The organism is Bradyrhizobium sp. HKCCYLS2038 (assembly GCF_051167655.1).
Classification (GTDB): domain Bacteria; phylum Pseudomonadota; class Alphaproteobacteria; order Rhizobiales; family Xanthobacteraceae; genus Bradyrhizobium.
In genome coordinates this window covers 18,975-39,524 of sequence record NZ_JBNPTM010000003.1, presented here as the reverse complement: position 1 = coordinate 39,524, position 20,550 = coordinate 18,975, and the positions used below count along the sequence as shown (strand labels likewise).

The window sequence follows — 20,550 nt, the reverse complement described above, 5'->3', positions numbered from 1 at the left end:
GCCAGCCGGCGCAGTTGATCGGCGGATCGACAGGCAATCGGGCGAGAGGCCGATCCCGTGACGAGAGTGGTTGCCTCAGCGACGGAATGGCTATATTGCTCCGCGCACAGGGGCCACGTGGCGGAGTGGTTACGCAGCGGTCTGCAAAACCGTTTACACCAGTTCAATTCTGGTCGTGGCCTCCACTCAATCAAATCAAGCGGTTGGACCAACCACTGGACCTGCTTCGTCCGATCTAGATCGGCAGATCGTCGATCCCGCCGGGATAGACGGCTTGGCTACGCGGCCAAGCCAGGATAGCACCGCGTTCCGCCGCGGGACCGCCCGACGGCTCGGCGCCAGGGCGACTCACGCTCCGGCGGGCATAATCACGAAACTGCACCACGTTCGACTTCTCCGCGTCCTGCATCGCCTGGCTCCTCTCGCCATGCTGCAATGCAAGAACCGTACCCCCGGTTCCTAAGACCGGGGTTTTCGTCGGCGCCAGTCCTGCTTGGCCCGCGGCTTCGGCCGCGGCGTGAGCTCGGGGTGCACTTTTTCCACCTCTCGATACCGCGCGAGCATCCGTTCGAAGCTGGCATCGAGGGTGGCGGCGATCTCCGGGCGGCGCTCCAGGGCTGCCAGCAGCATGCCGGCAGCTTCAATCGTCGACAGCCCGTCCCGGCGCGGCTCCCGACGCAACTGGCCGTAGCGCGAGGGACGGCGCGGTCCGAGGATCACGCGCTGGCACTTCAGCATCCACGGATTGCGCCACCATAGCGCCTTGGCCTGGCTCCAGGTGCCGTCGAGCAGGATCACGCCCTCGATCGACTTGAGGATGGCGCGCTGATTGTCGGCCACCTCGCCCTTGCGGGTCAGCGCCACGACCTCGCTCTCGGGATCGAGATCGGCGGCCTTGGCCGAGCCGAGATAGAGGATCGCCCAGCGCGCGGGATCATCGACCGGCCGTCCCAGCGCCTTGGCGAGGCTCGGCCAGGACAGCCCGACCTTCACCACCGCGTCCTGGAAATGCTGGGCGGCGAGCCGTGCCGTGCCGAGCGCGCGATCCTGCTCCTGCGGGTGCTGCAGGATCAGCAGTCCCAGGCGGCTCTGCAGCGGCGTAATGCTGTCGCAGATGCACAGCGGCAACGGCTTCTGACACTGCGGGCAGTCGGGCGGCGCTTCCGCGAGCGGCGGGTGGTCGTGGGGTTGATCGGACATGGCGCGCCTATACGCGTGGCGGAGCCGCGCCACAACGCCTCATTCTGCCGGAGCGGCGAGCGGCTCCGGCGCCGGGCGGCGGCGCAGCCGGTCGATCAGGAGATAGATCACCGGCGTCGTGTAGAGGGTGAGGACCTGCGAGACCAGAAGGCCGCCGATGATGGTGATGCCGAGCGGGCGGCGCAGCTCGGTGCCGGGCCCGGTCGCCAGCACCAGCGGCAGGCCGGCGAACAACGCCGCCAGCGTCGTCATCAGGATCGGGCGGAAACGCACCCGGCAGGCTTCGAAGATGGCGTCGGCCGAGGACATGCCACGCTGGCGCTCGGCCTCGAGCGCGAAGTCGACCAGCATGATGCCGTTCTTCTTGACGATGCCGATCAGCAGGATGATGCCGACGAAGGCGATCACGGTCAGCGGCGTATTGGTGACCTGCAGCGCCAGCAGCGCGCCGAGTCCGGCCGACGGCAAGGTCGAGATGATCGTCAGCGGATGCGCCAGGCTCTCATAGAGCACGCCGAGCACGATATACATCGCGAGGAGCGCCGACAGGATCAGCAGCGGTTGCCGGCCGCTACCCTTGTTGAAGTCGCCGGCATTGCCGTCGAAGCCGCCGCGGATGCCCTCGGGCATGTGCAGCTCGTCGACCGCGCGCTGGATGTTCGTGGTCGCCACTTGCAGCGGCACGTCGGGCAGCAGGTTGAACGACACCGTCGTCGATGGGAACGACTGCGAGTGATAGACCGCGAGCGGTGACAGGCCGCGCTCGGCCTTCACCAGCACCGACAGCGGAATCTGCGCGTCCCCTGCCCCGGCGACATAGATGCGATCGAGATTGGACGGATCGGTCTGGAACTTGGGATCGATCTCCAGCACGACCATGTACTGGTTGCGCTGGCTGTAGACCATCGAGATCTGGCGCTGGGCGAACGCATTGTTGAGCGCGTTGTCGATGTCCTGGACGCGGACGCCGAGGCTCGCGGCCTTCTGCCGGTCGATCTTGAGCGAAAGCTGCAGCCCGCCGGGATCGCGATCGCTGGAGATGTCGGTGATGCCCTCGACGCTCTCCATCCGCTTGGCGACGATCGGCGCCCATTTCTGCAAGAGATCGAGATCGGGGCTGCTCAGCGTGTACTGATAGTCGGAATCGCTCTGCCGGCCGCCGGCGCGCACGTCCTGCGCGGCAAACATGAAGAGACGGATGCCGGGCACCATGGCGAGGTTCCGCCTGAGCCGGTTGATCACGATCTCGGTCGTGACACCCTCGCGCTCCTCCGGCGGCTTCAGATTGATGAACATCGTGCCGCGGTTCGAGGTCGCACCGCCCGGCCCACCGCCGCCTCCGATGGTCGAACCGATGCCCGCCACCGCCGGATCGGCCATCACGATGTCGGCGAGCCGCTGCTGCAGGTTCAGCATCGCCTGGAACGAGATGTCCGCCGAGGCGCGCGTGGCCCCGATGACGAAGCCGGAATCGTCGGTCGGGAAATAGCCCTTCGGCACCTTGATGTAGAGCGTCACCGTGAGCGCGATCGTGGCGAAGAACACCAGCAAAGTGAGGAAGGGATAGAGCAGCACGCCGCGCAGCGTCCAGGTGTAGAAGCGCACCATGCCCGACAGCGTGCCTTCGACCACGCGGTCGAACCAGGTGGCGCGGTCGGACGGCGTTTCCCTGATGTAGTGCGCGCAGATCATCGGCGTGACCGTCAGCGACACCAGGGTCGACACCACGATCGCAAACGTCAGCGTCAGCGAGAATTCGCGCAGCAGGCGGCCGACGATTCCGTCCATGAAGATCAGCGGCACGAAGGCCGCGACCAGCGACAGGCTGATCGACAGCACGGTGAAGCCGATCTGGCGCGCGCCGTCGAGCGCGGCGCGTAGCGGCGACAGGCCATGTTCGAGATTGCGGTACATGTTCTCGATCATGACGATCGCATCGTCGACGACGAAGCCAACCGAGATCGTGAGCGCCATCAGCGACAGATTGTCGATCGAGTAGCCCGCCAGCCACATCGCGGCGCAGGTGCCCGCCAGTGCCAGTGGCACGGACACGCCCGCCGCCACCGTCGGCACGAGGCGCCGCAGGAACAGGAAGACGACGAGCATGACGAGCACCGCCGTCGCCAGCAGCGTCAATTGCATGTCCTCGACCGAGGCGCGGATCGTGCCGGTGCGGTCGACCAGTGTCGAGATCTCGATGCCTGAGGGAATCCACTGCTTCAGCTCGGGGATCAGCGCCTTCACGCGGTCGACGGTCTCGATCACGTTGGCGTCGCCCTGCTTGGCGATCTGGATCAGCACCGCAGGCTGCTTGTTGAACCATGCGATCGAGCGCACGTTGCGGACGGAATCCTCGACGTCTGCCACATCCGACAGCCTGACGAAGCTGCCATTGCTGCTCTTGACCAGGATGTCGCGAAACTCGGCCGCGGTCCGCATCTGCCGGTTGACGGCGATGGTCTCGCTCTGCTGTCCGCCCTCGAAGAGACCGACCGGACCGATCGGATTCGCGTTGACGATCGCCGTGCGCACGTCATCGGTCGAAATCCCCGCATTGGCCAGCGACACCGGGTTGAGCGCAATCCGCACCGCTGGCTGGTCGGCGCCGCTGACGATGACATTGCCGACGCCCGGCACCTGGAACAGGCGCTGCGCCAGCACGGTATCGGCGACATCGTACATCGCGCTCGGCGTCAGCGTCTTCGACGTCAGCGCCAGCACGAACACCGGAGCTGCCGCCGTGTTGGCCTTGCGGAAACGTGGCAGCGTCGGCAGGTCGCTCGGCAGATCGGACAGCGCGGCGTTGATGGCGGCCTGCACGTCGCGCGCGGCCTTGTCGATGTCGCGGCCGATCGAGAACTGGATCTGGATGATGGTGTTGCCGAGCGAGCTCGTCGAGGTGATCTGGTCGACGCCGGCGATCTCGCCGAGCCGCCGCTCCAGGGGCGCAGCAACCGTCGCCGCCATGACCGAGGGATCGGCACCGGGGCGCGCAGCCGACACGAAGATCGACGGGAAGTCGACGTTGGGGACCGGCGCCACCGGCAGGTCGATGTAGGCGACGATCCCGAGCAGGAACAGGCCGATCGAGAGCAGCGTGGTGCCGACCGGTCTGCGGATGAACGGCTCGGAGATCGAGGCCATCAGCGCTGGCCTTTCTCGACAAGCGCGATCCGCGCGCTGTCGCAGGACAGACTTCCCGCGAGGCCCGACAAAACAACATCGGTCGCGGCCTTCACGTCCTGCCGGGCGCGCTCGATGTCATCCCCAGCTACGAACTCGAGACCGATATGACTTTCGCCGAGCGACGTCGCCGAACTCATTTGGGCGACGCCTCTGATGTCGGACAGCCGCTGCTCCAGAGGTAGCGTGAACGCCTTGTGCATCGCGTCTGCATCGACCCCGGGACAGCCGACGCCAATCTCGATCACCAGCAGTATGGCCTGAGAGATCGAGGCCATCACTGGATGCCTTCGGTGGCACCCGCGATCGGCGGCGACGGCAGATCGGGCGCTGGCGGCAGCGCGCGCTCGAAGCGGCGGTTGATGCGGTCGAGCGCGAGATAGATCACCGGCGTGGTGTAAAGCGTCAGCAACTGGCTGAGCAGCAGGCCGCCGATGATCGAGATGCCGAGCGGGAAGCGCAGCTCCGAACCGGTGCCGCTCTCGATCGCCAGCGGCAGCGCGCCGAACAGCGCGGCGAGCGTCGTCATCATGATCGGACGGAAACGCAGGAGGCACGCCTGCACGATCGCGTCGTACGGCGTGCGGCTCTCGTGCCGCTCGGCCTCCAGCGCGAAGTCGATCATCATGATCGCGTTCTTCTTGACGATGCCCATCAGCAGGATGATGCCGATCAGCCCGATCACCGAGAGATCCTGGCCGAACAGAATCAGTGCGAGGATCGCGCCGACGCCGGCCGAGGGCAGCGTCGAGAGGATCGTGATCGGGTGGATATAGCTCTCATAGAGCACGCCGAGCACGATGTAGATGGTGATGACGGCCGCGAGCAGCAGCCAGGGCTGGCCCGCCAGCGACTTGGCGAACTCGGCGGCATCGCCCGAATAGACACCGGTGATGCTCTTGGGCATGCCGATGCGGCTCTCGGCGGCGTGCAGCGCGTCGACGGCCTCGCCCAGCGCGGCGCCGGGCGCGAGGTTGAAGCTCAGCGAGACCGCCGGGAATTGCGCCTGGTGCGAGATCGCCAGCGGCGCCGTCGTGCGCTTCAGGCTCGCGACTGCCGACAGCGGCACCTGGCCGCCGGCGCCGGGCAGATACAGCTTGGACAGAATCGAGGGATCGCGCTGATACATCGGCAGCGCCTCAAGCACCACGCGGTACTGGTTGGCCTGGCCGTAGATGGTCGAGATCTGGCGCTGAGCAAAGGCGTCGTTGAGGGTGTCGGTGACGCCCTGCAGGCTGACGCCGAGCTGACCGGCGCGCTGGCGGTCGATCGAAAGCTCGGCGCGCAGGCCTCCCTCTTGCGCTTCGGACGAGACGTCGCGGAACAGCGGATCGCGCCGCATCTCGGCAACCAGCTGTGTCGCCCATTTCGACACCTCGCCGGCATCGGCACCCGTCAGCGTGTACTGATATTGCGAGCGGCTCGCCTGGGTCGAGATCTGCACGTCCTGGACCGGCTGAAAATACACGGTCATCCCCGGCACGCTCGCGGTCTTCTGCTTCAGCCGGTCGATGACCTCAGCGACGCCGTTCTTGCGCTCGCCGAGCGGCTTCAAGGTCATGACGAGGCGCCCGACATTGGTCGTCGGATTGACCGATCCGGCGCCGATCACCGAGACGACGCCGGTCACGTCGGGATCGGCCTGGATCGCAGCCGCAACCTCGGCCTGACGGCGCGTCATTTCCGCGAACGACACGTCGGGGCCGGCCTCGGTCACCGCCGTGATCGAGCCGGTGTCCTGCAGCGGCAGAAAGCCCTTCGGCGCGACGATGTAGAGCGCCAGTGTCGCGGCGAGGGTGGCGAAGGTGACGACCAGCGTCTCGGTCTGGCGGTCCAGCACCCAGAGCAGGCTGCGGTGATAGACGGCGACGGTGCGGTCGATGAAACGGCTGATCGCATTCAGCCCCGGCAGCACCCATTCCTCGCTGGTATGCTTCAGGAGCCGCGAGCACATCATCGGCGTCAAGGTCAGCGACACCACGGCCGATGTCACGACAGCGATCGTCAAGGTCAGCGCGAATTCGCGGAACATGCGGCCGACGAGGCCCGACATGAACAATAGCGGGATGAACACCGCGATCAGCGACACCGTCAGCGAAATCACCGTGAATCCGATCTCGCGCGCGCCGCGCAGCGAGGCGTTCATCGCACTTTCGCCATCCTCCATGTGGCGCACGATGTTCTCGATCATCACGATGGCGTCGTCGACGACGAAGCCGGTGCCGATCGTCAGCGCCATCAGCGACAGATTGTCGAGGCTGAAGCCGGCGAAATACATCACGCCGAAGCTCGTGATCAACGACAGCGGCAGCGCCACGCCGGCAATGATCGTGGCGCGCAGCGAGCGCAGGAACAGCAGCACCACGAGCGTCACCAGCACGACGCTGAGCACCAAAGTGAACTGCACGTCGTGCACCGAGGCGCGGATCGTCACGGTGCGGTCGCTGACGATGGCAAGCTTCACGCCGGCGGGGATCGTGCGCTGCAGCTTGGGGATTTCATCCCGGATCTGCCGGACGACGTCGATGACGTTGGCGCCGGGCTGGCGCTGGATGTCGAGGATCACGGCCGGGACGCCCTGGTACCAGCCGCCGGTGCGCTCGTTCTCCAGCCCGTCCACGATCGTGGCGACGTCGCCGATCGTCACCGGGGAGCCGTTGCGATAGGCGATGATGATCGGCTTGTAGGCGTCGGCGGCGGCAATCTGGTCGTTGGCCGTGATCAGATAAGCTTGGTGGGCGCCGTCGAGCGAGCCCTTGGGTCCGGAGACGTTGGCGCCGGCAATGGCCGCGCGCAGATCCTCCATCGAGATGCCGTAGGCGGCGAGTCGCGCCAGATCGGCCTGCACGCGCACGGCGGGCTTCAATCCACCGAGCACCGAGACACGGCCGACGCCGGACACCTGGCTCAGCCGCTGCGCCAGGATGGTGTCGGCCATGTCGCTCATCGCGCGCAGCGAGACCGTGTCCGAGGTCAGCGCGAGCGTCATGACCGGCGCATCGGCCGGATTGACCTTGGCGTAGGTCGGCGGATAGGGCAGCGATCTCGGCAACACGCCGGCCGCGGCGTTGATCGCAGCCTGCACGTCCTGGGTGGCGCCGTCGATGTCCCGGCCGAGGTCGAACTGCAGCGAGATCTGACTGACGCCGAACGAGCTCGTCGAGTTCATCGCCGACAGCGAGGGAATCTGGCCGAGCTGCCGCTCCAGCGGCGCCGTGATCAGCGAGGCGATCACGTCGGGGCTGGCGCCCGGCAGTTGGGTCGTCACCTGAACGGTCGGGAAATCGACCTGCGGCAGCGCCGAGACGGGCAGCGCGAGATAGCCGAGCAACCCGCCGATCAGCAGCGCCACGCCGAGCAGCGACGTTGCGATGGGCCGGCGGATGAAGGGGTCTGAGACGCTCATCGCGGGCTCGTCACTCTCTCGGGCGCATCATGGCTGCGGCCTCGCCGCGCGCCCCGACTCTCCGCTTCCCTGCGCCGGCGTGCCGCCCGAATCCGTCTGGCCGTCGGCCTGCGGCCGGCGCCGCCGCTCGCCATCCTTCGGCGCGCCCTCGGTCGACGCAGCGCCCTCCTTCGCCGGGTCCTTAGCTTGATCCTTTGCCTGGTCCTTGGCTTGATCCTTACCTTGCGGATTGCGGCCGCGCTTGCGCGGCGCGAGATCGACCTGCGGGGCCTGATCAGCGCGCCCCACCACCACTTTCGCGCCATCGGCGAGATTGGTGAAGCCGGTCGTCACCACGCGGTCGGAGGGGCTCAGCCCGCTCGCGACCACGGCCTCGTTCTCGTTCTGCTGCACCACACTCACCGGGCGCGCCGCGACGATGTCGCCCTCGCCGATCACGTAGCTGAACGTGCCGGCCGGCCCGCGCTGCACCGCTGACGTCGGCACCGTGATGGCCTGCGACAACGTCTCGACCTTGAGGCGGACGTTGACGAACTGGCCGGGCCACAGCTGGAATTTGCCGTTGGGAAATTCCGCCTTCAGCTTCAGCGTGCCGGTGGTCTGATCGACCTGGTTGTCGATGCCGCGCAGCGTGCCGGTGTCGATCACCGTCACACCGTCATTGCCGAACACGTCGACGGGGAGCGCGCCCTTGGCCGCCGCGGCATTGACGCGCATGATCTGCTGCTGTGGCAGGCTGAACTGCACGGCGATCGGCTGCAATTGCGTGATCACGACGAGACCGGTCGTATCCGACGCGCGGATGATGTTGCCCTTGTCGACCTGACGCAGTCCGGCACGCCCCGACAGCGGGGCCACGATCTTGGTGTAGCTCAACGTCGCCGCGGCATTGTCGATCGCCGCCTGATCGGCCTTGATCAGCGCCTGCTGCTGCGCCACGACGGCGCGCTGCGTGTCGGCCTGCTGCTTCGAGCCCGCACTGCTGGCCGCGAGTTGCTCGTAGCGCGCCAGGTCGAGCTTCTGATTGGCAAGCTGCGCCTCGTCCTGCGCCTTCTTGGCCACGGCCTGGTCGTATTGGGCCTGATAGATCGCCGGATCGATCTCGGCGAGCACGTCGCCCTGCTTGACGTCCTGGCCCTCGACGAAATTGACCGAGATCAGCTTGCCGTCGACCTGCGAGCGCACCGTCACCGTGTTCAGCGCGCGGACCGCGCCGACACCGTCGAGATAGACCGGCACGTCCTTGACGACGGGAGATGCCGCCAACACCGGGACCGGAAGGTCGGGCCGCGCGAAGCGGTTGTTGGCCTGCTGCTTCTGCTGCATAGCCGACCAGCCGATATAGCCAAGACCGCCCAGGATCAGCAGCGTGATGGTGATCGAAACCAGCCGCCGGGCCACGCTCGACCGCGCCCGTTTCACGGCCCCTGCTCCCTTCTCGTCAGGTTTAAAGAGCATCGGCCGACTTCTCCATGCGCGGCTCCCAGCCGCCGCCGAGCGCCTGATACAGGCTCACGAACGCCTGCAGGCGGGCCAGCTGCGCCTGCCATAGCGCGTCCTCGGCCTGAAACAGCGTCAACTGCGTGTTCAAGACGGTCACGATGTCGGCAGTTCCTGCGCGCAGCTGCTGCTCCGACAATTCGAAAGCCCGCCGGGAGGCCGCGACGACCTGGCGCTGCAGCTGCAGCCTGATCGTGGTCTGCTTGATCGAGAACAGCGCGTTGTTGACGTCGGTGAAGGACTGGATGACGGTCTTGCGATAGGTCTGCAGCAACTCGTCCTGGCGCGCTTTGGCATTTTCGAAATTGCCCAGGATCCTTCCGCCGTCGAAGATCGGCTGGGTCAGGCTGCCGGCCAGGCTGAAGAACGCCGCATGCGGCTGAAACAGCGACACCAGCGCCGCGCTCTGGTAGCCGCCATTCCCGGTCAATTGGATGCTCGGAAAGAACTGCGCCCGCGCACTGCCGACATTGGCCGTGGCCGAGGCCAGCTGCGCCTCCTGCCGGCGGATGTCCGGCCGCTGCGTCAGGAGCTCGGACGGCAGTCCCGGCGCCACCCGCGGCGTCCTGATCTGGTCGAGCGAGCCGCCAGCGATGCGGATGCCTTCCGGCGAACGCGCCACCAGCACAGCCAGCGCATTGACGTTCTGGTCGAGCGTCTGGCGCAGCGGCGGCACCGCCGCCTTCTGGTTGGCCAGCACGCTCTCCTGCTGGGCGACGTCGAGATCGTTGCCGGTGCCCGCCTTCTGGCGTTCACGGATGGCATCGAGCACGCGCGTCGCGCTGGCGATGTTGCGCTCGGCGGTGCGGATCCGGTCCTGCGCCGCCAGTACCTGGAAATAGGCATTGGCGACGGTAGCCAGCGTCGTCAGCTGGGTAACGTCGCGGTCGAAACGGTTGGCGACCGCCGTCTCCTCGGCAGCCTGAAGCGCGTCACGGTTCTGGCCGAAGAAGTCGAGCTGGTAGCTCGCGGAGAGCGAGGCTTGATAATTGACGACCTCGCGGCCGCCGTTGGTCAGTCCGCTGGAGCTCGAGCCTGAGGTGCGCGAATAGGTCTCCTGCCCCGTGGTCGACAGGCTCGGCAGCAGCGCCGCGCCGGCCTGGCGTGCCAGCGCGTCGGCCTGCCTGAACCGCGCCACCGCCGCGGCGATATCGAGGTTGACGCTCTGCGCCTCCTCCATCAGCTGGGTCAGCTCGCGCGAGCCGAAGCCGCGCCACCAGTCCAAGGGCGGCGGGGCCGCCAGATCGGCACCGGAGGCGGACTTGTAGCGCCGGGGCATGTCGAGCGCCGGATCTGGAATGTCCTGGGTCAGCAGGCAGCCTGCCGAGCCCGCCGCCAATCCGATCGCGGCAACCCAGCGGACGAAATGTCGCAGGCCAATAAAGGCGCGACGCTTCCGCCGTTCGACGGCGGCCCGCGTGTCAGCGGACGCGCGGCAAGGCTCGTCGACGGCGATTCCCACTGGTGACACTGGCGTGATGCTTCCCTGTCGTATTGGGAATCATTCTACCCGCCCCCCATCGCCGCGGACAGCCCTGCAGCTCCGCTGTCCCGTTGCGGCGAGCCGCCATCATCACTCCCCGGAATCCACGAATCTCCCGTAATTCAGCGGGTTTTGGTGCCAGAAGGGCCACAGGTCTCCCGGAATAGCCTTACCAACATTTCATCTGTCGACGGCCATTTTAGGCGGGGTGTGACGCGCGGAACGCGCGCTCTGAAACCGTTTGGCGGCGGCTCCGTAACTTGCGCGTGAACTTTGGGGGACAATCGATGAGAATTGCGGTGATCGGGACGGGAATCGCGGGCAATGCCGCGGCCTGGTCCCTGGCGAAGCGTTACCCGATCACCGTCTATGAGCGCGATATCCGACCCGGTGGCCACAGCCACACCGTCACCATCGACTATGATGGCGCCGCGGTTGCGGTCGACATCGGCTTCATCGTCTACAACGTGCTGAATTACCCGGAATTGACGGCGCTGTTCGATCATCTCGGGGTCGAGACGGTCGAGAGCAGCATGAGCTTCGCCGTCACCGCAGACGCCGGCCGCTTCGAATGGAAGGGCGGCGGCAACAATTGGCTCGACACCGCCAAGGGGCTGTTCGCCCAACCGAGCAACCTGCTGTCGACATCCTATCTCTGGATGCTGAGGGACATTCTCACCTTCAACGAGCAGAGCACCGCCGATTTCAAGGCCGGCCGCCTCGAGGGACTCACGCTTGGCGACTATTTTCGCCGCAACCATTTCGCCCCGCGGCTGCTGACCGACTACCTCGCGCCGATGGGCGCCGCGATCTGGTCGGCCCCGGCATCGGAGATGCTGGACTTTCCGGCCGAGAACTTCGTCGCGTTCTTCAGCAATCACCGGTTGTTGCAATATGACCGTCCGGTCTGGCGCACCGTCAAGGGCGGCAGCCAACGCTATGTCGAGAAGCTGACGGCGAGCTTTCGCGACCAGGTCCGGCTCGGCAGCGCCGTCACCGGCATCCAGCGCACGGCGCACGGGGTCGTCGTCGAGGACAGTGGCGGTCATCGCGACACCTACGATCACGTCGTGATCGCCGCCCATAGCGACCAGGCGCTGGCCATGCTCACCGATGCCGACGAGAATGAGCGCAGCGTGCTCGGCGCGATCAAGTACTCGCCCAACACGATCTATCTGCACCGCGACAGCCGGTTGATGCCGAAGCGGCGACGCGCCTGGGCGTCGTGGAATTTCCTGCGCTGGCAGCGTGAGGGCGTTCCGATGAACGACGTCGCTGTGACCTATTGGATGAACAACCTGCAGGGCATCGATCACGACAAGCCGGTGTTCGTCAGCCTCAACCCGCCTTTCGCTCCGGCTCCCGAACTGACCTTCGGCAAGTATGTCTGTGAACATCCGCAATACACGGCTGCCGCCTTTGCGGCGCAGAAGCGTCTGGCGACGATTCAGGGGCAACGCCACACCTGGTTCTGCGGGGCCTGGACGGGGTATGGTTTCCATGAGGACGGCTTGCGCTCGGGTCTCGCCGTCGCAGAAGCGCTCGGCGCCAGCGTTCCATGGCGTGCGCTTCCGACCGAACTCGCCGAAGCGGCGGAATAGGCACGAGATGGACACGAAACTTCACCAGCGGAGCGAGGACGGCCGGGACGCCGCAGCGGCGCTCTATGTGGGCGAGGTCATGCACGCCCGCATGAGGCCGGCCACGCACCGCTTCCAGTATCGGGTGATGAGCCTGCTGGTGGATGTCGGTCGGCTGGAGGAAGCCGACCGGCAGTCGGCATTCTTCGGAATCAACCGGCGCGCGCTCTACAGCTTTCACGAGCGCGATCACGGCCGGCGCGACGGCTCGTCCCTGCTCGCCTACGCAAAGGACCGTGCGGCCGAGCATGGCATCGACCTCGACGGTGGTCGCGTGCTCCTGCTGTGCTATCCGCGCCTGCTGGGCTACGTGTTCAATCCGCTCTCGGTGTATTTCTGCTACCGTAGCGACGGCGCCCTGGCGTTGATGATCTACGAGGTCCGCAACACGTTTGGCGAGATCAATCCCTACGTGCTGCCGGTCAAGCCGAACGAGTTGTCCGCGGCCGGGTTGCGCCAGTCCCAGGACAAGACCTTCTATGTGTCGCCCTTCATCGACATGGCGATGCGTTATCATTTCCGGGTGACGCCCCCGGGCGACAATGTGAAGTTGCGGATTCTCGAAACGTCGGCCGACGGTCCGCTGCTCGCTGCCACGTTCTTCGGCTGCCGGCGGTCGCTGACGTCGCGGTCACTGCTTGCCGCCTTCCTCTCCCTCCCGCTCGTGACCCTGAAGATCTTCGCTGCCATCCACTGGGAGGCGCTGCGGTTGTGGGCCAAGGGAGTCCGCCTCGTCCCGCGCGGCGAAATCGCCGCAAGTGCTGGAACCGGCTTGGCGAGAAACGACAGTCACGCTTATATATCTCGGCGCTGACCCACAAACGGGCAGCGCGCTCTGCTCCACCTCCGACCTGGACAGGCGCCTCAGCGGCTGCTGCAAAGGGAGAGGTGGACGCGGCGCAGTTGCGTAAATGGACCTGCCATGCCGGACGTCATCACCATCACCCCCGACAACATCGACAAGGTGCTTGCCGATCTGCCTCGCCTGCCCCGCCTCGCGCTGGGATTCGGCTCGCGCCTGAGGAAGGGCACGCTCGACGTCACCCTGCCCGACGGCCGCGTTGTCCGTCTCGGCGGCGTCGAGCCCGGACCCGCGGCGGCGATGATCCTGGCCAATTACGGCTTCGCTGCCGGCATCATCAACGGCGGCGATATCGGCATTGCCGAAGCCTATCTCAACGGCGACTGGGATACGCCCGACCTCACGCAGTTTCTCTACCTGTTCTGCGTCAACCAGCATCTGCTGCAATCGATGCTGGAGGACAAGCCGCTGATCCGGTTTGCCCAGCTGGTGCGGCACTGGTTCAACCGCAACACCAAGCGGCAGGCGAAGCGCAACATCTACGCCCATTACGACATCGGCAACGCGTTCTACTCGCGATGGCTCGATCCTAGCATGACCTATTCCTCGGCGCTGTTCGAGGAGCACACCACCGACCTCACCGCGGCGCAGACCAACAAGTACAAGCGGCTCGCCGAGGCGATCGACCTGAAGCCCGGCCAGACGCTGCTCGAGATCGGCTGCGGCTGGGGCGGATTTGCCGAATATGCCGCCAAGACGTTCGGCACCAAGGTCGTGGGCCTGACGATCAGCGAGCAGCAGCGCGAGTTCGCGCAGCGCCGCATCCATGAGGCCGGGCTTGCCGAGAAGGTGGAGATCCGGCTGCAGGATTACCGCGACGAACGCGATCGCTACGATCGCATCGCCTCGATCGAGATGATCGAGGCGGTCGGCGAGCAGTTCTGGCCAAGATATTTTTCGCAGCTGCGAGACCGACTGCGGCCCGGCGGGCTGGCGGGCGTCCAGGCGATTACCATCCAGGACAGCCTGTTCCAGCACTATCGCCGCGAGGTCGATTTCATCCAGCGCTACGTTTTTCCGGGTGGAATGCTGCCGACGCCGCAGATCCTGAAGTCGTTCGGCGAGCGCTTTGGCATGCCCGTCATTCGCGAGCGCATCTTCGGGCAAGATTATGCCAAGACGCTCGCGATCTGGCGAAGCAATTTCCGCAGCGCCTGGCCGGACCTGACGCCTGCGGGATTCGACGAGCGCTTCCGCCGGCTGTGGGAATACTACCTGTCGTACTGCGAGGCCGGTTTCCTGTCGGGGAACATCGACGTCAGGCAGGTCGTTTTCGCCAAGTCAGGCGCCTGACACCGGCCGCTTACGCCACACTGGAGACTAGGCTAGGGTCTTCCTAGATCTGGTCTCAGGAAAGCTGCCCAAGGTATTTGCGACATGTCCATAAGAAACGACGTCATCGAGGCGATCGGCAACACGCCCCTGATCAAGCTGAAGCGCGCCTCGGAAGCGACGGGCTGCACAATTCTCGGCAAGGCCGAATTCATGAATCCCGGCCAGTCGGTCAAGGACCGCGCCGGCAAGTGGATGATCCTCGAGGCCGAGAAGCGCGGCGAACTCCGGCCGGGCGGACTCGTGGTGGAATCGACCGCCGGCAACACCGGCATCGGGCTGGCCGTCGTCGCGAATGCACGCGGCTATCGCACCTTGATCGTGATCCCGGAAACGCAGAGCCAGGAAAAGAAGGACATGCTGCGGCTGTGCGGCGCCGACCTGGTGGAAGTCCCCGCGCTGCCGTTCAACAACCCGAACAACTACCAGCATGTCGGCCGCCGGCTCGCGGACGAACTGCGCAAGACCGAGCCGAATGGCGTGCTGTTCGCCGACCAGTGGAACAACCTCGACAATGCCAAGGCGCATTATGAGTCGACTGGGCCCGAGATCTGGGAGCAGACCGGCGGCAAGGTCGACGGCTTCATCTGCGCCGTGGGCACCGGCGGCACGCTCTCCGGCACCAGCCGCTATCTGAAGGAAAAGAACCCGGGCATCGTCACCGCCTGCGCCGACCCGCACGGCTTTGCGATGTACAACTGGTTCAAGAACGGCGAGGTCAAATCCACGCCCGGCGATTCCATCACAGAGGGCATCGGCATCGGCCGTGTCACCCCGGTGATCGAGACCGCAAAGGTCGACACGGCGTTCCTGGTGTCGGACGAAGACGCCGTCAACACCATCTATGACCTGCTGCAGCACGAGGGCCTCTGCCTTGGCGGCTCGACCGGCGTCAACGTCGCGGGCGCGATGCAACTCGCGAAGCAGCTGGGTCCAGGCCACACCATCGTGACCATCCTGTGCGACTCCGGCAACCGCTATCAGTCGAAGCTGTACAACCCCGACTTCATGCGCTCGAAGAATCTGCCGGTGCCGGAATGGCTGGAGCGCCGCAGCGGCATCAAGCCGCCGTTCGTGTGAGTAGCGAGTAGCGAGTAGCGAGTAGCGAGTAGCGAGTAGCGACGGGACTACCGCCCTATTCGCTATTCGCAAATCCCTATTCGCCCCTCTTCAATGCCGCAGGATCTGGCTCAAGAAGAGCTTGCTGCGCGCATGCTGCGGGTTGGCGAAGAACTCGTCCGGCGTGTTGGACTCGATGATCTGACCGGCGTCCATAAACACGACGCGGTTGGCGACTTCGCGGGCGAAACCCATCTCGTGGGTGACGACCAGCATGGTCATGCCTTCCTTGGCGAGGTCAACCATGGTGTCGAGCACCTCCTTGACCATTTCCGGGTCGAGCGCCGAGGTCGGCTCGTCGAACAGCATGACCTTGGGATTCATCGTCAACGCGCGGGCGATCGCCACGCGCTGCTGCTGACCGCCAGACATCTGCCCGGGATATTTGTGCGCCTGGTGCGGGATCTTGACCCGCTCCAGGTACTTCATCGCGGCCGCCTCAGCTTCCTTCTGTGGAATGTTGCGCACCCAGATCGGCGCCAGCGTGCAGTTCTCCAGCACGGTCAGATGCGGAAACAGGTTGAAGCTCTGGAACACCATTCCGACCTCGCGGCGCACCTCGTCGACGCGCTTGAGATTCGGACCGAGGTCGATGCCGTCGACATTGATCTCGCCTTCCTGAAACTCCTCCAGCGCGTTGATGCAGCGGATCAGGGTGGATTTGCCGGAGCCCGAGGGCCCGCAGATCACGATGCGCTCGCCCTTGGCGACGGACAGGTTGACGTCGCGCAGGACGTGGAATTCGCCGTACCATTTGTTCAGCGCGGCAATGCTAACGATCGAATTTGCGGTCATGGATCTCTCGATGATCTCTGGCTCAATTGCGCCGGTGCGCGTTCAGGCGGCGCTCGACCAGCAGGGAGTAGCGTGACATGCCGAAGCAGAAGGCGAAGTAGATCAGCCCGGTGAAGGCAAAGCCGGTGAAGGCGGTGGTCGGCGTCGCCCAGACCGGGTCGGCGAACGAGGCCTTGAGGCTGCCGAGCAGATCGAACAGCGCCACGATCGACACCAGCGAGGTGTCCTTGAAAAGCGAGATGAAGCTGTTGACGATGCCGGGAATGACGTGGCGCAGCGCCTGCGGCAGCACGATGAAGCTCGTGGTCTTCCACCAGGACAGGCCGAGCGCGCTCGCCGCCTCCGCCTGGCCGCGCGGGATGGCCTGCAGGCCGCCGCGGATCACCTCGGCCATATAGGCACCGGAGAACAGCGCGACGCCAATCAGCGCCCGCACCAGGCCGTCGACGCGGACGTTGCCGGGAAGGAACAGCGGCAGCATGTAGGTCGCGAAGAACAGCACCGTGATCAGCGGCACGCCGCGCACCAGCTCGATGAAGGCGATCGAGAAGATGCGGATCAGCGGAATGGTCGAGCGGCGGCCGAGTGCCAGCGCGATGCCGATCGGCATCGAGGCGACGATGCCGATCACCGACACGACCAGGGTGACCAGCAGGCCGCCCCACAGTCGGGTATCCACGATCGGAAGGCCGTTGCGGTCTAGTCCCATGATCGCAATGACGATGGCGATGCCGACGAAGGTGGCAGCCGTCGCGATCACGCTGCGCAGCGCCCTGCTCCCGCCGCCGATCACGAACACCAGCGCGGTCACGACGATCGCCGTGACAGCGAGATCGTTCCACACCGGCTGATGGGACTGCTGCAGCTCGTTGCGGATCCAGACCAGCGGCCAGATGATCAGCGACGCCAGCGTTCCGATCAGCACGACCAGCTTGCCGAGCAGCCACAACAGCAGGCCGATCACCGGAACACTGTCGCCGGCGCGGACCAGCGCGTTGCCCGCCGTATCGACGCTCTCCACGAACAGCTGCAAGGCGCCCGTCGTCCAGCTCACGCCGAAGCCGGACAGGCCGCCGCCATACAGCAGGAAGAATGCGACCACCGGCAGCGCGAAAAAGAAAAGGCCGGCGTTCAGGCCCTTGGCCGGTACACGCTGGATCAGCAGCGGCACCAGCAGCACGACCGCCAGCACATAGGTCAGGTTGACCCGCCAACGATCGGCCTCCGGGTAGAAGCCGTACATGAACTGACTGAACTTCGCGGTGATGTAAGGCCAGCACGCCCCGACCGCATGACCGGCATTCTGCGCCAGGCACGCTTCGCGATCCTTGCCGACCCAGACGGCGTCGACCAGCAGGAACTGCAAGGCCGGGATCACCGTGAACCAGATCAACAAGGCGCTCACCAAGGTGAGCAGGATGTTGGTCGGCGAATTCAAGAGCCGGGTGCGGACGAAACCGACGAAGCCCGTGGTCTTGATCGGCGCCGGGCGCTCCCCGGCCATGTCCTGGCGAATGAAGCTCGAAGCGGTGATGTCGGTCATGCGCCCAATCTCTTGCCAAGTCGCCAGCTGTAGAAGCTCATCACAGCGCTCGTGATCAGCGACATCGCGAGATAGACGCCCATGGTGATGCCGATGATCTCGATCGCCTGGCCGGTCTGGCTCATCGTGGTGCCGGCAAACACCGACACCAGGTCGGGATAGCCGATCGCAACCGCCAGCGACGAGTTCTTGGTCAGGTTCAGATACTGGTTGGTCAGCGGCGGCATGATCACGCGCAGCGCCTGCGGCACGACGATCAGGCGCAGCACGGTGCCGCGGCTCAGTCCGAGCGACAGGCCCGCCTCCATCTGGCCCTTGTGGACCGACAGAATGCCCGCGCGGACGACCTCGGCGATGAACGAGGCCGTATACATCGTCAGCGCCAAGGTCAGCGCGACGAACTCGGGGATGATGCGGGAGCCGCCGGCGAAGTTGAAGCCCTTCAGCACGGGGATTTCGAACGCAACGGGCACGCCGAACACGAGGGTCGCAATCAGCGGCAATCCGATCAGCATGCCCAGCACGTACGGCCAGATCCGCATCGCGTGACCGCGCACGAACAGCTCACGGCGCGCGTAGGAGCGCAGACCGAGCGAGGCGACGATCGCGACGCCGAGCGCGGCCAGGAATGGCATCAGTCCAGGCTCTTCGACCGGGCTGGGAACGATGAAGCCGCGGTTGTTGAGGAAGAACATCGAGAACAGCGAGATGCTCTGGCGCGGTCCAGGCAGCGCCGCGAGCACCGCGAGGTACCAGAACAGGATCTGGAACAACAGCGGCAGGTTGCGGATCAGCTCGACATAGGCGCCGGAGACGCGCGAGAGCAAGGCGTTCGGCGACAGCCGGCCGAGCGCGACCAGGAAACCCAGAATCGTCGCCAGAAAGATGCCGATCACCGACACCAGTAGCGTATTCAGGATGCCGACCAGCAGCACGCGGCTGTAGCTGTCGGAGCCGCTATAGCTGATCAGCGTCTGGTTGACGTCGAAAGCGGCCGTATTGTTCAGAAACCCGAAGCCCGTCGTGATGCGCTGGGCGGCGAGGTTGGTGCGGGCGTTGGCTACGATCTCGTAGCCAACCCAGACCAGGACTGCGACGAACAGGATCTGCAGGATGATGCCATTCCATCCTGCCTTGCCCCCGAGCATGCGCTTCAGACGAAGCCCATATTGCGGAGGCGGTAACCTCGCTTCGATGCTCATTCGCCGCAGCCCCGATATCGTACAGCGATCAGCGGATCGGCGGTGCGTACTGCAGGCCGCCCTTGTTCCAGAGCTGATTCAGACCGCGGGCGATCTGCAGCTTGGAGCCGGCGCCGACGTTACGGTCGTACATCTCGCCGTAATTGCCGACCGCCTTGACGATCCGCGAGAACCAGTCCTTGGTCAGACCGAGCTGCTCGCCGAGATTGCCGTCGGTGCCGAAGGCGCGCTTGAAATCCGGCTTGTCAGACTTGGCCATCTCGTCGACGTTCGCCTGGGTGACGCCCATTTCCTCGGCCGTGACCAGCCCGAACAGCGTCCACTTCACGACGTCGAACCACTGGTCGTCGCCGTGGCGCACCATCGGGCCGAGCGGCTCCTTCGAGATCACCTCGGGGAGCACGACGTGATCGGCCGGATTGGCGAGCTTGAGGCGCTCGGCATAAAGGCCCGAGACGTCGGTGGTGAACACGTCGCAACGGCCGGACTCATAGGCCTTGATGGTCTCGTCAGCGCCGGCGAACGCGATCACCTCGTACTTCATCTTGTTGGCCTTGAAGTAGTCGGCGAGGTTCTGCTCGGTCGTGGTGCCGGTCTGCACGCAGACCGAGGCGCTGTTCAGCTCGAGCGCGGAATTGACCTTCAGAGCCTTCTTCACCATGAAGCCCTGACCGTCATAATAGGTGATGCCGGCGAAGTTGGCGCCGAGCGAGGTGTCGCGCGACAGGGTCCAGGTCGTGTTGCGGGACAGCACGTCGATTTCACCGGATTGCAGCGCGGTGAAGCGGTCCTTGGCGGACAGCGGGACGTACTTGACCTTGGTCGGATCGTTGAAGATCGCGGCGGCAATGGCGCGGCAGACGTCGACGTCGAGCCCGGTCCAGTTGCCCTTGTCGTCCGGGTTCGAGAAACCGGGCAGACCCTGACTGACGCCGCAGGCGACCATGCCGCGATCCTTGACGGTCTTGAGCGTTTCGGCGTGGGCGCCGACGCTCGCCATGACCGGGGCGAGAGCAAGAGTGAGAGCCAGAGTGACGCGTTTCATAAATACAGCCTTTCGCAGTCGTCCTTGGGGAGCGATGAAATCTCAGCGCGTCGATGGGCCCGACCTGAATCCGCCACTGCAAACGCCATACCAACAATATGGCGCTCCCATGCACGGCCAAGCCATGCAGGACTGATGGAGCGGAAATCGCGGCAAGCCCCTCAACGTGCAGCGATCGAATTGCGCCAGCATCACAGAACGACTGGCGGTCCGGGTCAAGGGGTTGACGGCCCTGTTCTG

15 protein-coding genes and 1 tRNA gene are annotated in these 20,550 nt (G+C 65.3%); 5 read left to right on the top strand and 11 right to left on the bottom strand.

Features of this window, described 5'->3' with window-relative positions; genetic code table 11:
* Positions 1-111 precede the first annotated feature (111 nt).
* Positions 112-185: transfer RNA gene (locus ACQR1I_RS13785), tRNA-Cys, on the top strand.
* Positions 186-235: 50 nt separating this feature from the next.
* Here ACQR1I_RS13785 and ACQR1I_RS13780 read toward each other — a convergent pair.
* The 7 genes from ACQR1I_RS13780 to ACQR1I_RS13750 are packed head-to-tail and all read right to left on the bottom strand — an operon-like array spanning position 236 to position 10,760.
* Entirely contained in the window at positions 236-409 is a 174-nt protein-coding gene (locus ACQR1I_RS13780) for a hypothetical protein (protein WP_434867388.1), read from the bottom strand.
* Positions 410-459: 50 nt separating this feature from the next.
* Entirely contained in the window at positions 460-1,200 is a 741-nt protein-coding gene (locus tag ACQR1I_RS13775) for a tRNA-uridine aminocarboxypropyltransferase (RefSeq protein ID WP_434867389.1), read from the bottom strand.
* A 39-nt stretch (positions 1,201-1,239) separates the two neighbouring features.
* Complete coding sequence (locus ACQR1I_RS13770; RefSeq protein ID WP_434867390.1) at positions 1,240-4,344, bottom strand: efflux RND transporter permease subunit; 3,105 nt, start codon at positions 4,342-4,344, stop codon at positions 1,240-1,242.
* Entirely contained in the window at positions 4,344-4,661 is a 318-nt protein-coding gene (locus ACQR1I_RS13765) for an efflux RND transporter permease subunit (RefSeq protein ID WP_434867449.1), read from the bottom strand. The genes ACQR1I_RS13770 and ACQR1I_RS13765 overlap by 1 nt, the downstream gene beginning before the upstream one ends.
* Positions 4,661-7,789 (bottom strand): efflux RND transporter permease subunit, encoded by a 3,129-nt coding sequence (locus ACQR1I_RS13760; RefSeq protein WP_434867391.1) that lies wholly within the window; start codon positions 7,787-7,789, stop codon positions 4,661-4,663. Before ACQR1I_RS13760 ends, ACQR1I_RS13765 begins: the two co-directional genes overlap by 1 nt.
* 27 nt (positions 7,790-7,816) lie before the next feature.
* On the bottom strand, positions 7,817-9,247 hold the full coding sequence (locus ACQR1I_RS13755; protein WP_434867392.1) for an efflux RND transporter periplasmic adaptor subunit: 1,431 nt from the start codon (positions 9,245-9,247) through the stop codon (positions 7,817-7,819).
* Positions 9,237-10,760 (bottom strand): efflux transporter outer membrane subunit, encoded by a 1,524-nt coding sequence (locus ACQR1I_RS13750; RefSeq protein WP_434867393.1) that lies wholly within the window; start codon positions 10,758-10,760, stop codon positions 9,237-9,239. Before ACQR1I_RS13750 ends, ACQR1I_RS13755 begins: the two co-directional genes overlap by 11 nt.
* Positions 10,761-11,059: 299 nt before the next feature.
* Between ACQR1I_RS13750 and ACQR1I_RS13745 the strand changes: the two genes are divergently transcribed.
* From ACQR1I_RS13745 to ACQR1I_RS13730, 4 genes are all read left to right on the top strand, one after another.
* Positions 11,060-12,373, top strand: coding sequence for an NAD(P)/FAD-dependent oxidoreductase (locus ACQR1I_RS13745; RefSeq protein WP_434867394.1), 1,314 nt, complete (start codon positions 11,060-11,062; stop codon positions 12,371-12,373).
* Positions 12,374-12,380: 7 nt separating this feature from the next.
* Positions 12,381-13,226 (top strand): DUF1365 domain-containing protein, encoded by an 846-nt coding sequence (locus tag ACQR1I_RS13740; protein WP_434867395.1) that lies wholly within the window; start codon positions 12,381-12,383, stop codon positions 13,224-13,226.
* Positions 13,227-13,334: 108 nt separating this feature from the next.
* Positions 13,335-14,567 carry a class I SAM-dependent methyltransferase gene (locus ACQR1I_RS13735; RefSeq protein WP_434867396.1) on the top strand — a complete coding sequence of 411 codons (1,233 nt, stop codon included), beginning with the start codon at positions 13,335-13,337 and terminating at the stop codon, positions 14,565-14,567.
* An 84-nt stretch (positions 14,568-14,651) separates the two neighbouring features.
* Positions 14,652-15,686 carry a cysteine synthase A gene (locus ACQR1I_RS13730; protein WP_434867397.1) on the top strand — a complete coding sequence of 345 codons (1,035 nt, stop codon included), beginning with the start codon at positions 14,652-14,654 and terminating at the stop codon, positions 15,684-15,686.
* A 90-nt stretch (positions 15,687-15,776) separates the two neighbouring features.
* On the opposite strand, the gene ACQR1I_RS13725 is transcribed toward ACQR1I_RS13730, so the two are convergent.
* The 4 genes from ACQR1I_RS13725 to ACQR1I_RS13710 are packed head-to-tail and all read right to left on the bottom strand — an operon-like array spanning position 15,777 to position 20,310.
* The gene (locus ACQR1I_RS13725) at positions 15,777-16,520 is read right to left on the bottom strand and encodes an amino acid ABC transporter ATP-binding protein (protein ID WP_434867398.1); all 744 of its coding nucleotides are present in this window, start codon (positions 16,518-16,520) and stop codon (positions 15,777-15,779) included.
* A gap of 22 nt (positions 16,521-16,542) precedes the next feature.
* Positions 16,543-18,063 carry an amino acid ABC transporter permease gene (locus ACQR1I_RS13720; RefSeq protein WP_434867399.1) on the bottom strand — a complete coding sequence of 507 codons (1,521 nt, stop codon included), beginning with the start codon at positions 18,061-18,063 and terminating at the stop codon, positions 16,543-16,545.
* Complete coding sequence (locus tag ACQR1I_RS13715) at positions 18,060-19,265, bottom strand: amino acid ABC transporter permease (protein WP_434867400.1); 1,206 nt, start codon at positions 19,263-19,265, stop codon at positions 18,060-18,062. The genes ACQR1I_RS13720 and ACQR1I_RS13715 overlap by 4 nt, the downstream gene beginning before the upstream one ends.
* Positions 19,266-19,293: 28 nt before the next feature.
* The gene (locus tag ACQR1I_RS13710; RefSeq protein ID WP_434867401.1) at positions 19,294-20,310 is read right to left on the bottom strand and encodes an amino acid ABC transporter substrate-binding protein; all 1,017 of its coding nucleotides are present in this window, start codon (positions 20,308-20,310) and stop codon (positions 19,294-19,296) included.
* Positions 20,311-20,550: the final 240 nt, after the last annotated feature.

What these genes read in the sequence shown, in the direction of transcription:
- ACQR1I_RS13760 (WP_434867391.1), bottom strand. Translation starts at nt 7,789, where the DNA reads ATGAGCGTCTCAGACCCCTTCATCCGCCGGCCCATCGCAACGTCGCTG.
- ACQR1I_RS13775 (WP_434867389.1), bottom strand. Translation starts at nt 1,200, where the DNA reads ATGTCCGATCAACCCCACGACCACCCGCCGCTCGCGGAAGCGCCGCCC.
- ACQR1I_RS13765 (WP_434867449.1), bottom strand. Translation starts at nt 4,661, where the DNA reads ATGGCCTCGATCTCTCAGGCCATACTGCTGGTGATCGAGATTGGCGTC.
- ACQR1I_RS13735 (WP_434867396.1), top strand. Translation starts at nt 13,335, where the DNA reads ATGCCGGACGTCATCACCATCACCCCCGACAACATCGACAAGGTGCTT.
- ACQR1I_RS13780 (WP_434867388.1), bottom strand. Translation starts at nt 409, where the DNA reads ATGCAGGACGCGGAGAAGTCGAACGTGGTGCAGTTTCGTGATTATGCC.
- ACQR1I_RS13730 (WP_434867397.1), top strand. Translation starts at nt 14,652, where the DNA reads ATGTCCATAAGAAACGACGTCATCGAGGCGATCGGCAACACGCCCCTG.
- ACQR1I_RS13710 (WP_434867401.1), bottom strand. Translation starts at nt 20,310, where the DNA reads ATGAAACGCGTCACTCTGGCTCTCACTCTTGCTCTCGCCCCGGTCATG.
- ACQR1I_RS13740 (WP_434867395.1), top strand. Translation starts at nt 12,381, where the DNA reads ATGGACACGAAACTTCACCAGCGGAGCGAGGACGGCCGGGACGCCGCA.
- ACQR1I_RS13755 (WP_434867392.1), bottom strand. Translation starts at nt 9,247, where the DNA reads ATGCTCTTTAAACCTGACGAGAAGGGAGCAGGGGCCGTGAAACGGGCG.
- ACQR1I_RS13725 (WP_434867398.1), bottom strand. Translation starts at nt 16,520, where the DNA reads ATGACCGCAAATTCGATCGTTAGCATTGCCGCGCTGAACAAATGGTAC.
- ACQR1I_RS13745 (WP_434867394.1), top strand. Translation starts at nt 11,060, where the DNA reads ATGAGAATTGCGGTGATCGGGACGGGAATCGCGGGCAATGCCGCGGCC.
- ACQR1I_RS13715 (WP_434867400.1), bottom strand. Translation starts at nt 19,265, where the DNA reads ATGAGCATCGAAGCGAGGTTACCGCCTCCGCAATATGGGCTTCGTCTG.
- ACQR1I_RS13720 (WP_434867399.1), bottom strand. Translation starts at nt 18,063, where the DNA reads ATGACCGACATCACCGCTTCGAGCTTCATTCGCCAGGACATGGCCGGG.
- ACQR1I_RS13770 (WP_434867390.1), bottom strand. Translation starts at nt 4,344, where the DNA reads ATGGCCTCGATCTCCGAGCCGTTCATCCGCAGACCGGTCGGCACCACG.